The organism is Methanospirillum lacunae, from assembly GCF_003173355.1.
Classification (GTDB): domain Archaea; phylum Halobacteriota; class Methanomicrobia; order Methanomicrobiales; family Methanospirillaceae; genus Methanospirillum; species Methanospirillum lacunae.
In genome coordinates, this window is record NZ_QGMY01000002.1 from 163,196 (window position 1) to 175,465 (window position 12,270).

Here is a 12,270-nt window from a genome sequence, read left to right on the forward strand (position 1 = left end):
GAGTATAATGCAACCTATTGTGGAGGCATTTGTCATTCCTCTTGAATAACACAGTAACACACCGGACCTGAGAAAATAGTTTTGTGATAGATGGCTTAATGGGTATGTATGGGCCATATGTTTATTACCTAATTAATTAGTTATAGATTAAACGTTACGCCTGTCTGTTGACGTACTAATAAAATCTCTGGAGGCAGATAGATGAATTACAAGAGATTGCATTATTTTTAGAGTTCTTTTATAAAGACGGAGAATAACAGGTTGTAAATTATGGTAATGTTCCTGAAAAGAATGAGAGATAGTAAACCTTCGTACGTCGTGTATCCCAGTAGGAGAAGTGAATAATGACTAATTTAAATGAAGATTTTATCAATGCCCTTGTTGATCTTGATGAAACAACATGTATAGACCTCCTTAATCAGCGAATCGCTGCAAAGGAAAATCCTATGAATATCCTCGAAGATGTTCGAAAATCAACTGACATTGTAGGCAAAAGATTCGAGGAAGGCAGGTATTTTGTTTCAGATCTGATGATGGCAGGCGAAATTCTCTCCCAGATTATGGTGATATTAAAGCCTCTCTTTGGAGAACATAAAATTGCCAGTAAAGGTTTGATCGTAGTCGGAACTGTGCAGGGGGATGTGCATGACATCGGAAAAAATATTGTTGCTGCCCTCCTTGAAGCCGAAGGCTTTGATGTAGTGGACATTGGTGTAGATCAACCACCTGAAGAATTTGTAAAAGCTATCAGGGAACATCATCCGAAGGTCGTGAGTTTGAGTGGGCTTTTAACCGAGGCTATTGAATCGATGAAAACTACTATTGAAGCAATCAAGGCAGCCGGGCTCAGAGATCAGGTTAAGATTGTCATTGGTGGTGGAAGATGTGATGAGGAGGCTCGGGAATATACCACGGCTGATGCATGGGCTGATGATGCAGCGGTTGGTGTAAGGAAGATCAAAGAACTGGCAGGAGTGTGACTGGCAATGGATGGTACTCAAATTTACCATGAAAAACTGAGTCGGTTGGAAAACGTCATTTACGGTAAAGAACCGGACCGGGTTCCAATCACCGCGATGATGTCTCTTTTCCATGCCCGGTATGCAGGGTATACTGCAAAGGATATATACTTTGATTATACCAAGAACCATGATGCTGCGATAAAAACGGCAAAAGATTTTGATTTTGATTCTCTCCTGATATTGAACGGGCTTGAAGGCACCAACATGTCACTGACCTTCATGAAAAATGCCCCAGAACTTGCATCCGGTGCCCGTTTCATGCTTGCTACCTATCATGCTATTTTGAATGATGCCTATACCAAATGGCCTGGTTCAGAGCTCGATGATAATGCCCATCCCCAGTTTCTTGGCAAAGAGATCATGAAACAGGATGAATATGATCAGTTTATTGCGGATCCTGCAGATTTTCTTAATCGCGTTGCATTACCCCGGACTTGTTCAGCTCTTCGCGATCCCGGTTCACCTGAAGCTAACGCTGCGATGCTTAAATTTGGAGCTGAGATCGGGAAGGCCGGGGCTGCACAGGGAGCGCTTATCGGAGAACTTGGGAAGATGGGTATTCCCACCTTCCCAACTGCATGGAGTTATGCACCTCTCGATGTGATGAGCGACTTTCTGCGTGATATAAAAAATATCGTGCTTGACATGTACCGCAAGCCTGATTATGTAAAAAAATCAGCCGATGCACTTGTACCACTGCTCACAGAATCTGCAAAACTTACCGGGAATGTCCCACCTGAAGTAAAAAAGGCCCTTGGAACAAATATTGTTGAATGTTTCTTCCCATTACATCTCAACGAGTACCTTAACCCGAAGATGTACGATGAGTTCTATTGGCCATCCTTGAAAGCAGTCCTTCTGGAAGTTATTAAAATGGGACAGACACCATACATCCTCTTTGAAGGTCGCCACGATGCTCATCTTGAGACTCTGCTTGAACTTCCAAAAGGCAAAGTTGTTGGTGTCTTTGATAAAACAGATCCCCGAAAGGTCAGAGAAGTTCTTGATGACCAAATAATTCTGGTATCAGGTCCACCGAATTCCCTCCTTATTGGAAGCAATCCACAAAAGATCGATGATTATATGAAATCCATGCTTGGTGATTGTAAATCCGGAGGGATGATGATTTATCCGGGAGTTGATGGTGGAATTTCAGGAGATGCAAGACCTGAAAATGTTCAGGCATTAATCCAGGCGGTAAAAAAATACGGGGAGTACTGATACGCATATTCTGTTTGTGGTTTAATACAACCGCAAACAAATCTGTTTTGACTGGTTACCTGCTCAATTCAATTATTTTGTACAGAATACATAGTGAATTAAAGGTTAGGCCATGTATCCGCATTTTCTGGAGTATCTACTTTACTTTCGTAATGGAAATCTTTCTGGATAGTTTTGATATATCCGTTTGCACTGGTGTGGTCTTTCAGCGAGATCTCTGCCGATACATTGGTGTCATTGCCTCTGGCTTCCATGAGGTGTGCACCAATATCAATGCTCACTCCTCCAAGTGCATACTGGTTTAGGAGCGGATCTCCTGAAGGCGTGGAACTCTGAACATCAGTTGGTTCGTTCGGGTTTTCAGTGCCGCTGTACATCCCCTGGATGTTTCCCTGAATATTTTGTGTTGAACCTGTCGAATCTGCCTCTGTTTTCTCCATGGTCTCATTGGAGTCGACGGATCTGCTCAAATTTGTTTCCAGATTGGAACTGACGTTCACAGTACCGTTGATGGTATTATTGGTTGAATTCAAAGAGAGGTTCATACCTGATGGTGATGTGTTCCCATCGGCAGATGTACTTCCAATCAATACAGCAATGAAGACACCAAGCATAAGGAGTGTTATGAGTATTGGGCGGGTATCCATGATATTACACCTTTTTGACCTGAAGAACCTGCAGGTCGCTGTTCACACGTTGGTAGCCACCATATGAAGATTTTGTGGTGTTTGCCACATTCTGGGGTTTCATTCAAGAAAATTTGAATTCATTCAGGAAGAAGGTTGTAGTCTGGGTCAAGATCACGAAGGACTGCCAGAGAATAGTATCTAAAGAAGGTGATCACTGGGACCAGAAGAAAAAGGGAAATGAGAATCATTACCCCGGTACCGGCTCCAAACATAATGATTTCTGAATTGCCTTGGTCTGGGGTGAGCCCGGAACCAATAGAAATCGCCATATTGATGAGGCCGAGAGGGATACTAATCAGGAAGATGACAATTCCAAGAATTATCCCGGTAACAAAGATGAGTAGGATTTTAAGGCCTGTGTAGATTCCCGCCTCCCTCCATCGCCCTGAAAAGAGTCTGATGGTCTTGTTCCATCCGGAAATAATGCCTGAATCATCGACAATCATCACAGGAACGACGAAGTCACCAGTAAGAATGGCAATAATCCACACAGGGATGAGCACAATGAGCGATATAAGCAAGGTCTCTATCAGCAGGATCAAGAATCGTATAAGATCAAAGTACCCTCCCTGCATGCCTGGAATAAGAATTTGGATCATTAAAAAGATCATGGTTATTAGAATAACCAGAAGTAAAACCAGATAAAATCCGACGAGCCTGATCCCTTTTCCCCACCGCAACCGCATTGTTCTGGTGAGCTGGATATTACCTGATGATAAACAGTCCACAAAGATAAACTGAAGTATCGAACTGATCATCACATATATGGCTCCTGTCACAATTATCCCGGCAGCGAGTGTGATAAGGATATCCATATAACCAGAGACTGCAGCCGGGCTGGAAATATCTGTAATTTTTGATAATCCTGTGTCAGTTTTAAATGGATTAATTACAACTCCACCAAGAAAGAGTGCAATTATCGCAAGCCGTATCCAGACTCCAGGGCGTAGAGGCCAAAGCAGATTCCAGGTCCTGGTTAATGCCTCATCGATGACAGTTGCTATATCAGGTCCCATTTTTTCTTCTGCCCTTTTGGATATTATGGTCATCAGTGATGATATACCTGCATCGGAGCCGATCATCCATATCCCGGAGTGGGCAGGAATTACATTGTGGCCTGGTTTTACAGATAGAATTTCCCAGGTATACGATCTGGGCGTGAAAATCATTGAACAGGGCAGAATCTGGTTTTAGTCTTGAGGTAAAATAGTCCTGCATCTGCTGATACGATTCATCTCTAGTAAACCATCCGATCCTTGAACCTATCCTCCGGGTGTACGCGTCGACAACAAAGATCGGTTTGTTACAGGCATAAAGCAGGATAGAGTCAACGGTTTCAGGGCCGAATCCCTTGAGGTCAAGAAGGAGTCTGCGGAGGGTATTAGTATCCTCCCTGTTCATCCGGTCGATGTCCCCATTATACTGATCTAAAAAGAACCTGGCAAATATCTGCAGTCGTTCTGCTTTCTGATTATAATATCGTGAAGATTTGATATGGGCGGCGATGATTTCCTGAGGACTCGAGAGAATTTGTTTGGGATTTAGAAGTCCTTCATCTTTTAGTGCCTGAACTGCCTGTGATGCACCATTCCATGAGACATTTTGAGCAAGTACAGCACCAACTATGGTCTCAAACCACCCTTCTGCAGGCCACCATCCACGCTCGCCAAACGAAGAACGAAGAGTTTGGTAATATACACAAAGATCCTCTCCGGTAACTTCCCGTGAATGTTCTGCTTTAGTTTCCATTTAAGCACCGGTTAAAAGGATTCTCAAAACCAGCCTGATTGCCTCTCCCATGCTGCAAACCTTTGGCGCAGCATGTGTAGTTCCTCTTCGGTGAGGTCCTTTCCATGTCGCCTCGCAAAAATTCTGACCAGTTGTTCAGCAATATTCTCTGCAACTGCCCGTTCGCGGCAGGTAACATACACTCTGGTCCCTTCTAGAGCAGTGGTCACGCCACACACCGGGCAGAGCATATGATGCCGGTAATCGGGCGCAGTCATCATATGTGAGCAACCCCCGCACCTGATCACCAGAAACATGGTTTGAACCTTAGATCTTCAGTTCCTGATGAATCTTCCGGGTACTTCAGAGAATGAGTATAGGAATCATACCCCACCTCTGAAAGACATAAACAAAATTGATATATGAGATTACTGTTGCATCCCCTAAGAACAGGCATATTTATGGATTCTTCAATTTCTGTAACCGGCCTTAAAGGATTACCTCTCATACAAAAAGGGGACGATATTGCAGCATTGATCTGCAACACTGTCAGGCTTTTAGATGGTGACATACTTTGTATAGCCACCACGATTGTCTCCAAAGCAAACGGGTACTCCCGGCTACTTGAAGACGTCATTCCGGGAGAACAGGCATGCTCTATTGCATCAGTTACCGGTGAAGATCCAAGATTTCTCCAGGTCGTTCTCGATCAGGCCGTTGATATTATTATCGAGACTCCTTTCACGTTGACATCTCTTCCCTGTGGGCATGTAGGGGTCAGGTCAGGGGTTGATGCAAGTAATGTTGAACATGGCTATGCTGTCTATCTCCCACCTGATCCGATGGGCGAAGCTTCACGGATAGCTGAAAGAATTCGTGAAATATCAGGAGTTTCCTGTAGGGTTATCCTGACAGATACCTGTGGTCGTGCATTCAGGCGTGGGCAGACCGGCCATGCAATTGGATGGAGCGGTATGACTGCAATTAGAGATTTTAGAGGTGATTGTGATCTCTTTGGAAAAGTACTTGAGATCACAGAAGAAGCAGTGATCGATGAGATAGCCGGATTCTCTAACTTTGTGATGGGTGAGAGTAATAATGGAGTTCCTGTTGTACTATTCAGGGGCTGCCCTGCGTGGTCTGGCCACGATGAAATGTACTTCACAAAGCAGGAGGACATCATCAGACGTTCACTCCAAAAAGAAAAGTGTTAGAATTTGATCAGGTTAGCAGCGAAGATGATAACTGCAACACCAACTGCAACACCAAGCACTACATAGGGGCTGATATGGACTGCCCGCCGGTCTTCACTGTCATAATAATTGACGAGACCGGCAGAAGATATAAGTCTTCCACCCGCTTTCTTTGCCATACGTATAATTCGACGACTGATTATTTAAAAGGAGGTTCAGAGGTCTTCATTGATGGATGAGAAGTTCTATAGTGGAATGGCAATCCTTGGTGAGCCACTTGCTCCACGTCCTGTTACCATTGTTGTCAGGAACGGTATAATCGATAAGATAGAGGATGAGAAGCATGTCCCAAACCGATGGATCTGTCCGGCATTCTTTAACGCACATACTCATCTTGGTGACACAGTTGCAATGGATCTTCCCTGTTCAGGTGATCTTGAGTCTCTTGTTACCCCTCCGAGTGGTCTTAAACACAGGATTCTGGTAGAAACTCCTCCGGATCTTCTAACTAATGGAATGAAAAGTTCTGTCAGATCCATGGTTCGATGTGGTACTGCAGGATTTGTTGATTTCAGGGAAGGAGGTGTGGCAGGAGTGTCATTCCTCCGGGAGGCATGCAAAGATCTCCCATGCCGGCCGGTTATCCTTGGTCGGGAAGGTGGCGAAAGAATCAGCGATGGTGCAGGTATCAGTAGTGCCCGGGATATCAATTCGTATGCAGAAATAGTCACCCGGATGAGACGAGACGGAAAACTGGTAGCCTTTCATGCCGGTGAAAAAGATGGTAGTGATATCGATGCTGCCCTTGCATGTGAACCTGACCTTCTGGTACATTGTACCCATGCGGCACCCTCTCAGATAAGAGCAATTGCTGATGCCGGAATACCTATAGTTATCTGCCCGCGGTCTAACTTTCTCCTCAAAGTAACCGGTTCAGCAGATCACCCTCCGGTACGTGAGATGATTAAGCAGGGTGTTCGCATCCTTATCGGCACGGATAATGCCATGTTTGTTCAACCAGACATTATGCATGAGATTTCATTTGCACATACGATCTATCAAATCCCCCCTGTAGACCTCCTTGATTCTGCCACAACTGGTTTTGATGCTGCGGGAATAAATCACTCAATTAAGGAAGGAAATCCAGTAAATTTCAATATTTTTGATATTTCAGATTCTAATTTGCAATTCTCCCACGATCCTGTTGCAAGCATTGTAAAACGGTCTCCTGCTGACCGAATCTGCGCAAGAGTTTTTTATATAGAATCGAAATTAATTGAACAGCCTTTAGGAGGGGGACCACATGTATAAAACGATTCTTGTTGCGATTGACGGATCTGCAGTAAGTGAACAAGCGTTCGAAGCTGCCGTTGAGCAGGCTCGTGCCTGGAAAGCAAACCTGCATGCGGTCTACGTCGTCGAGACCGGCCTGTTTACCGATATCCCGGCAGACAGTAAACTCGAAGTGATGTACAGCCTGCTTGAGCAGGAGGGTTCCGGAGCCCTGGACCGGGTTAAAGAGATTGCGAAGAAGAAGAATATTGATGTACAGACCCACTTTGAACAGGGCCATGCAGGAGATACGATTATTTCAACAGGTCAGAAGCTGAATGCAGATCTGATTGTAATGGGGTCACACGGAAAGAGTAACGTGGATCGTCTCCTTCTTGGAAGTGTTAGTTCATTTGTGGTAGAACACAGTTCTGTCTCAGTTCTGGTGGTGAGATCATAACAACGGCTCATCTGGTATCTGACTACATGACGACTGATGTCGTCACTGTGGAAATTCCAGGAAACCGTGATGATGTTCTTAAAATTTTGAAACGAACCGGAATCAGTGGTGTGCCTGTTCTCAAAGAAGGGAGATTGGTTGGGATCATTACAAGAAAGGATCTTCTCCACAAGCCTGAAGAGAACCAGCTTGCCCTGTTGATGACTCCAAGTCCACTCACAATCCTGGCAGATGCAACAATCTTTGAGGCTGCAAAGATGATGTCAGACAACAACGTCCGCCGTCTACCTGTTGTAGATTCCGCGGGTGAATTGATTGGTTTGATTAGTGTTGCAGATCTGGTGCTGGCCATTGCCAGGATGAAGATTGAAGAAGAGATAAAAGATCGTCTGACAAGCCATACCTTTGCCCTCTGGGAAGAGACTCCTTTACCATTAGTTGGCAGGATCATGGAAATATCAGGCTTTGAAGCGATTCCAATATTAAATAAGGAGAGCAAACTGCAGGGAATCATATCAGAGCGTGACCTGATTCGGTGTGCTATGATAGAGGACTCTGTCGAGACTTCAGATCTCTCTACAACCGGGACCGATGATGATGAATGGACCTGGGAGAGTATCAGGGATGTCCATCATATCAGTTATGGTATTTCACGGGTACAGCTCCCGAACCGGCCAGTCAAGCTCGCAATGGTAACAAGTGTTGTCATGGTTCCCCCAAATGCAGAAGTTAGTGAATGTGCCCTAAAGATGAAACGGGCCCGTGTTGACCAGCTTCCTGTGGTGAATGGGGATAACCGGCTTAAGAGTGTTCTCTTTGATCGGGATCTCATCAAAGTTCTTCTTGATGAGAAATACCAATAACAATCTTTAAATTATTGCAGGATGCTCTTAGCATAGGCATTTTTGCACCCTGCAATCCTTCTGCACTGCATTTATATTATTCCTGGTGTTTGCTATGGCAGAACAGAATGAAACAATGAAAGGAACAACTACCGTCGGCATTGTATTTGAAGACGGAGTTGTGCTCGCCAGCGAAAGGCGGGCAACGATGGGCTTTTTGATCTCCAATAAGACTGCAAAGAAGATCTACCAGATTGGGTCCAGAATTGGTCTCACTACTGCTGGTGGTGTTGGTGATGCTCAGCAACTGGCAAGACTCATGACTGTCGAGGCAAATCTCTATGAGATTCGCCGTGGCAAAAATTTGTCTGTCAGTGCTGCATCAACACTTCTTTCTAACATTCTGCACGGAAACCGGTATTACCCGTATTATGTGCAGCTTCTTATCGGTGGTGTTGATGAATCCGGCCCGGTGCTCTTCTCTGTGGATGCTGTTGGTGGTTCTTCTCGTGAAGATAAGATCGTCGCCACCGGTTCAGGATCTCCAATGGCATACGGTGTCCTTGAAGACCGGTTCAAACCTGCCATGAGTGAGAAGGAAGCATCTGAGCTTGCTATACGTGCATTACGGTCTGCAATCAAGCGTGATGCAGGTTCAGGAGAGAGTATGGCAGTTGTAGTTATCACGAAAGAAGCTTATCGTGAGTTATCTGAAACTGAAGTCAGCCAGTTAATACCAAATTAAATATCCATTTTCAAGTTTTTTTACTGCTTTTTTTAGGACGGTTGTAATGTTAATCGAGGAACGACTCAAAGAACTGCACGAGAAGATCAAACGTAAGGTACCAAAAGGTATCACTGTTGCATCGGTAGAGTTTGAAGGACCTGAACTGGTCATCTACACAGATGATCCGAAAAGTTTCGCTGACCAGGACGATCTAATAAAAATCCTTGCCCGGGAACTTCGCAAGCGAATCGTGGTACGGCCAACGATTCTGGAAGATCCGGAACGGGCTGTTACTGCTATCAAAGAAGTTGTTGGAGATAACGCAGGTATCACAGACATATTTTTTGAACAGGATACCGGCGAAGTGCTCATCGAGGCTGAAAAGCCTGGTGTGGTCATTGGAAAGAATGGTGCTACACTCCGCGATATTACCAAGGAGATTGGATGGACTCCCAAGGTCGTACGGACACCTCCTATTGAGTCCTCAACTGTTAAGCAGGTCCGGCAGTATCTCCGTGCAGCCCATCAGGAGCGTAAAGAACTGCTCCGACGGATAGGGAGACGGATCCACCGTGATGTCATTGCCAAAGACCAGTGGATCAGAGTCACTACCCTTGGCTGTTGTCGTGAGGTCGGTCGTGCAGCCTTTCTTCTCTCAACTCCTGAGAGTCGTATCCTCATTGATTGCGGTGAAAATCCAGGGAATTCAACATCAACACCATATCTCTATGTTCCTGAGATTCACCCACTCACACAGCTTGATGCAGTGGTTCTCACCCATGCTCACCTTGATCATTGCGCTTATATCCCGCTTCTTTACAAGTACGGATACACTGGCCCGGTCTATTCTACTCCACCAACCCGTGATCTTGCAGCAATGCTCCAACTTGATTACCTTGATGTGATGAACAAGGAAGGGAACACCATTCCCTATTCATCGAACGAGGTTAAGGAGTACATCAAGCACTCGATTGTCATCAATTATGGCTGTGTTACTGATATCGCTCCTGACATTAAACTGACCTTCCATAATGCAGGACACATCCTGGGATCTGCAATAGCCCATTTCCACATCGGTGACGGACTCTACAATGTTGCATTTACCGGAGATATCCATTATGGCAAGAGCAGACTCTTCAATGCTGCAACAAACCATTTCCCACGACTCGAAGCTCTGCTTATGGAGTCTACATACGGTGGTGCAGGCGACATGCAACCACCGCGTGCAGAGGCTGAAGAGAAACTCTATAGTATTATCAGCGATGTGATCGGCCGTGGTGGCAAGGTTATTATCCCTGCATTCTCAGTCGGTCGTTCACAGGAGGTCATGCTTGCTATTGAAGAGGGTATCAGACTTGAAAAACTTCCAAAGATGAAAGTATACCTGGACGGGATGATCAAGGAAGCAACCGCAATTCATACAACCTATCCGGAGTATCTAAACTCTGATCTCAGAAACCTCATCTTCAAAGAGGGTCTCAATCCATTCCTTTCTGACTGCTTTGAACAGGTTGACTCACCTGATAAGAGGGAGAAAGTCATAACCGGGGATCCCTGTGTGGTTATTACAACCAGTGGTATGCTAAATGGCGGTCCGGTTATGGAGTACTTGCGTAGTCTTGGTTCAGATGAACGATGTGCCCTTGTCTTTGTAGGCTACCAGGCAGATGGGACACTCGGTCGTCGTATCCAGAAAGGATGGCGTGAGATACCGATTGGCAACAGAGAGACACTCGTTATCAACCTCGAATGTTTCACGGTTGATGGGTTCTCAGGTCACTCTGACCGGAGGCAACTTATGAACTTCGTCTCCCATATGCAGCCTAAACCTGAAAAAATTTTCACTATTCATGGAGAGGAGAGTAAGACTCTGGACCTTGCAAGTTCCATTTACAAAAAATACCATATCCAGACCATGGCTCCGATGAACCTGGAAACCTATCGCCTTGTCTAATAAGATCGGTGATGAGATGACCCGATCAAATCTCTTTCTTTTCAGTCTTTTTTTTGGTGTTGCCTCCCTGATGGCTCTTTCAAATGCGATAATTCCAATTTTGCCAAGTCTTAATGGTGCATTACAGATTCAGGCATTTATCTACTCTGCATATTTCTTTGGAGCCATGATAACCACTCTTCCGGGTGGTATCATCAGTGATCGTATCGGTCAGTTTCGGGTCGTCACTGCCGGTATGATACTAACTGTACTATCTGGTGTATTTTTGGCAATGGTTAGCGATCCGGTGTTGATCCTGCTCATCAGGTTGGCTGAAGGAGTCGGCGCAGGTTTGTTTGTTTCCGCATCACTCTCCTGGATAAATTATCAGAAAGAGCATGCAAGATTCTCCGGCATTTTCATGGCGTTGCTTAACCTGGGGCTCCTGCTTGGACTTGTGGGAGGAGGCTGGATCACAAGTATCTTTGGTGATCTCACTGCCGGAATAATTTTTTTCACAATAATCTCTGTGGTACCGGTTATCTCCCTGCTCTTCTGTTTCGGAATAAGAAACCCAGATTTTACAGACACATCAGCCTTGGCACGTGAGGATTCACAGCAGGGATGGCATCCCCTCTTCTCTGATGTCTCCAACATGATCCGAAGACAGGCACCACTCTGGTTCTCGGTCATTGTGCTCCTTGGAATTACTGGTTTTGTCCAGGCACTTTACCCGGATCTGTCAGGACTTCCGGCAGCAGAGGTTGGAACCGCTCTTGCGGTTATGAACCTTGCAACAATCATCTCATCAATAGCTGCTCCCTGGTTCAGAATTGAACCTGTGCTCTTGATCAGGATTTCTGCAGTTCTTATGGCAATTCTGGTACTGGTTTTTGTCCAGTATCCCTCATCAATTTTTATCATGGGTTTTGTTGCAGGCCTTGTCATGATATCACAGATAAGGTACCTTGCGATGGCAGAAAGGAAACAAGGGGTCGCGATGGGTCTTTATACCACAGCAAGTTATGCCGGTATGACTTTTCTTCCTTCAATTGGAGGGTATATTGCAGGTTTCTTCTCAGTATCAGTTGCAGCCAGTCTGATTGCCCTGCTTGCTGGCATTTGTGTCATAACAATCGGATCCTGCAAGTGCAGAGGATTTGACGGATCAAACGAGGCGTAA

At 45.2% G+C, this 12,270-nt stretch carries 14 protein-coding genes; 9 read left to right on the forward strand and 5 right to left on the reverse strand.

Features of this window, described 5'->3' with window-relative positions:
- The first annotated feature begins 344 nt into the window (after positions 1–344).
- Positions 345–980, forward strand: a complete 636-nt coding sequence (locus tag DK846_RS01055) for a cobalamin B12-binding domain-containing protein (RefSeq protein ID WP_109967067.1) — start codon at positions 345–347, stop codon at positions 978–980.
- Between the two features lie 6 nt (positions 981–986).
- The gene (locus DK846_RS01060) at positions 987–2,243 is read left to right on the forward strand and encodes a uroporphyrinogen decarboxylase family protein (RefSeq protein WP_109967068.1); all 1,257 of its coding nucleotides are present in this window, start codon (positions 987–989) and stop codon (positions 2,241–2,243) included.
- A gap of 98 nt (positions 2,244–2,341) precedes the next feature.
- On the opposite strand, the gene DK846_RS01065 is transcribed toward DK846_RS01060, so the two are convergent.
- The 4 genes from DK846_RS01065 to DK846_RS01080 all read right to left on the reverse strand — a co-directional run bounded on the left by DK846_RS01065 (position 2,342) and on the right by DK846_RS01080 (position 4,941).
- Entirely contained in the window at positions 2,342–2,890 is a 549-nt protein-coding gene (locus tag DK846_RS01065; protein WP_109967069.1) for a hypothetical protein, read from the reverse strand.
- Positions 2,891–3,009: 119 nt separating this feature from the next.
- Entirely contained in the window at positions 3,010–3,948 is a 939-nt protein-coding gene (locus DK846_RS01070; RefSeq protein WP_109967070.1) for a DUF7544 domain-containing protein, read from the reverse strand.
- A complete protein-coding gene (locus tag DK846_RS01075) occupies positions 3,938–4,681 on the reverse strand; it encodes an endonuclease III domain-containing protein (protein WP_109967071.1) in 744 nt (247 codons plus the stop codon). Before DK846_RS01075 ends, DK846_RS01070 begins: the two co-directional genes overlap by 11 nt.
- 23 nt (positions 4,682–4,704) lie before the next feature.
- Positions 4,705–4,941 (reverse strand): hypothetical protein, encoded by a 237-nt coding sequence (locus DK846_RS01080; protein ID WP_146201090.1) that lies wholly within the window; start codon positions 4,939–4,941, stop codon positions 4,705–4,707.
- A 180-nt stretch (positions 4,942–5,121) separates the two neighbouring features.
- Between DK846_RS01080 and DK846_RS01085 the strand changes: the two genes are divergently transcribed.
- Complete coding sequence (locus DK846_RS01085; protein ID WP_109967073.1) at positions 5,122–5,874, forward strand: coenzyme F420-0:L-glutamate ligase; 753 nt, start codon at positions 5,122–5,124, stop codon at positions 5,872–5,874.
- On the opposite strand, the gene DK846_RS01090 is transcribed toward DK846_RS01085, so the two are convergent.
- Positions 5,871–6,032 carry a preprotein translocase subunit Sec61beta gene (locus DK846_RS01090; RefSeq protein WP_109967074.1) on the reverse strand — a complete coding sequence of 54 codons (162 nt, stop codon included), beginning with the start codon at positions 6,030–6,032 and terminating at the stop codon, positions 5,871–5,873. The two genes, DK846_RS01085 and DK846_RS01090, sit on opposite strands and share 4 nt — an antisense overlap.
- A gap of 52 nt (positions 6,033–6,084) precedes the next feature.
- Between DK846_RS01090 and DK846_RS01095 the strand changes: the two genes are divergently transcribed.
- The 6 genes from DK846_RS01095 to DK846_RS01120 all read left to right on the forward strand — a co-directional run bounded on the left by DK846_RS01095 (position 6,085) and on the right by DK846_RS01120 (position 12,270).
- Positions 6,085–7,164, forward strand: coding sequence for an amidohydrolase family protein (locus DK846_RS01095; RefSeq protein WP_109967075.1), 1,080 nt, complete (start codon positions 6,085–6,087; stop codon positions 7,162–7,164).
- Positions 7,157–7,585, forward strand: coding sequence for a universal stress protein (locus DK846_RS01100; protein WP_109967076.1), 429 nt, complete (start codon positions 7,157–7,159; stop codon positions 7,583–7,585). The genes DK846_RS01095 and DK846_RS01100 overlap by 8 nt, the downstream gene beginning before the upstream one ends.
- 26 nt (positions 7,586–7,611) lie before the next feature.
- The gene (locus DK846_RS01105; RefSeq protein ID WP_109967077.1) at positions 7,612–8,448 is read left to right on the forward strand and encodes a CBS domain-containing protein; all 837 of its coding nucleotides are present in this window, start codon (positions 7,612–7,614) and stop codon (positions 8,446–8,448) included.
- Between the two features lie 94 nt (positions 8,449–8,542).
- Positions 8,543–9,172, forward strand: a complete 630-nt coding sequence (psmB, locus tag DK846_RS01110; protein ID WP_109967078.1) for an archaeal proteasome endopeptidase complex subunit beta — start codon at positions 8,543–8,545, stop codon at positions 9,170–9,172.
- Positions 9,173–9,218: 46 nt separating this feature from the next.
- Entirely contained in the window at positions 9,219–11,108 is a 1,890-nt protein-coding gene (locus DK846_RS01115; RefSeq protein WP_109967079.1) for a beta-CASP ribonuclease aCPSF1, read from the forward strand.
- A 16-nt stretch (positions 11,109–11,124) separates the two neighbouring features.
- A complete protein-coding gene (locus tag DK846_RS01120; protein WP_146201091.1) occupies positions 11,125–12,270 on the forward strand; it encodes an MFS transporter in 1,146 nt (381 codons plus the stop codon).

Excerpts from the sequence above, each read along its gene's own strand:
- DK846_RS01055 (WP_109967067.1), top strand. The coding sequence starts at position 345 with ATGACTAATTTAAATGAAGATTTTATCAATGCCCTTGTTGATCTTGAT.
- DK846_RS01060 (WP_109967068.1), top strand. The coding sequence starts at position 987 with ATGGATGGTACTCAAATTTACCATGAAAAACTGAGTCGGTTGGAAAAC.
- DK846_RS01065 (WP_109967069.1), bottom strand. The coding sequence starts at position 2,890 with ATGGATACCCGCCCAATACTCATAACACTCCTTATGCTTGGTGTCTTC.
- DK846_RS01070 (WP_109967070.1), bottom strand. The coding sequence starts at position 3,948 with ATGGGACCTGATATAGCAACTGTCATCGATGAGGCATTAACCAGGACC.
- DK846_RS01075 (WP_109967071.1), bottom strand. The coding sequence starts at position 4,681 with ATGGAAACTAAAGCAGAACATTCACGGGAAGTTACCGGAGAGGATCTT.
- DK846_RS01080 (WP_146201090.1), bottom strand. The coding sequence starts at position 4,941 with ATGATGACTGCGCCCGATTACCGGCATCATATGCTCTGCCCGGTGTGT.
- DK846_RS01085 (WP_109967073.1), top strand. The coding sequence starts at position 5,122 with ATGGATTCTTCAATTTCTGTAACCGGCCTTAAAGGATTACCTCTCATA.
- DK846_RS01090 (WP_109967074.1), bottom strand. The coding sequence starts at position 6,032 with ATGGCAAAGAAAGCGGGTGGAAGACTTATATCTTCTGCCGGTCTCGTC.
- DK846_RS01095 (WP_109967075.1), top strand. The coding sequence starts at position 6,085 with ATGGATGAGAAGTTCTATAGTGGAATGGCAATCCTTGGTGAGCCACTT.
- DK846_RS01100 (WP_109967076.1), top strand. The coding sequence starts at position 7,157 with ATGTATAAAACGATTCTTGTTGCGATTGACGGATCTGCAGTAAGTGAA.
- DK846_RS01105 (WP_109967077.1), top strand. The coding sequence starts at position 7,612 with ATGACGACTGATGTCGTCACTGTGGAAATTCCAGGAAACCGTGATGAT.
- psmB (WP_109967078.1), top strand. The coding sequence starts at position 8,543 with ATGGCAGAACAGAATGAAACAATGAAAGGAACAACTACCGTCGGCATT.
- DK846_RS01115 (WP_109967079.1), top strand. The coding sequence starts at position 9,219 with ATGTTAATCGAGGAACGACTCAAAGAACTGCACGAGAAGATCAAACGT.
- DK846_RS01120 (WP_146201091.1), top strand. The coding sequence starts at position 11,125 with ATGACCCGATCAAATCTCTTTCTTTTCAGTCTTTTTTTTGGTGTTGCC.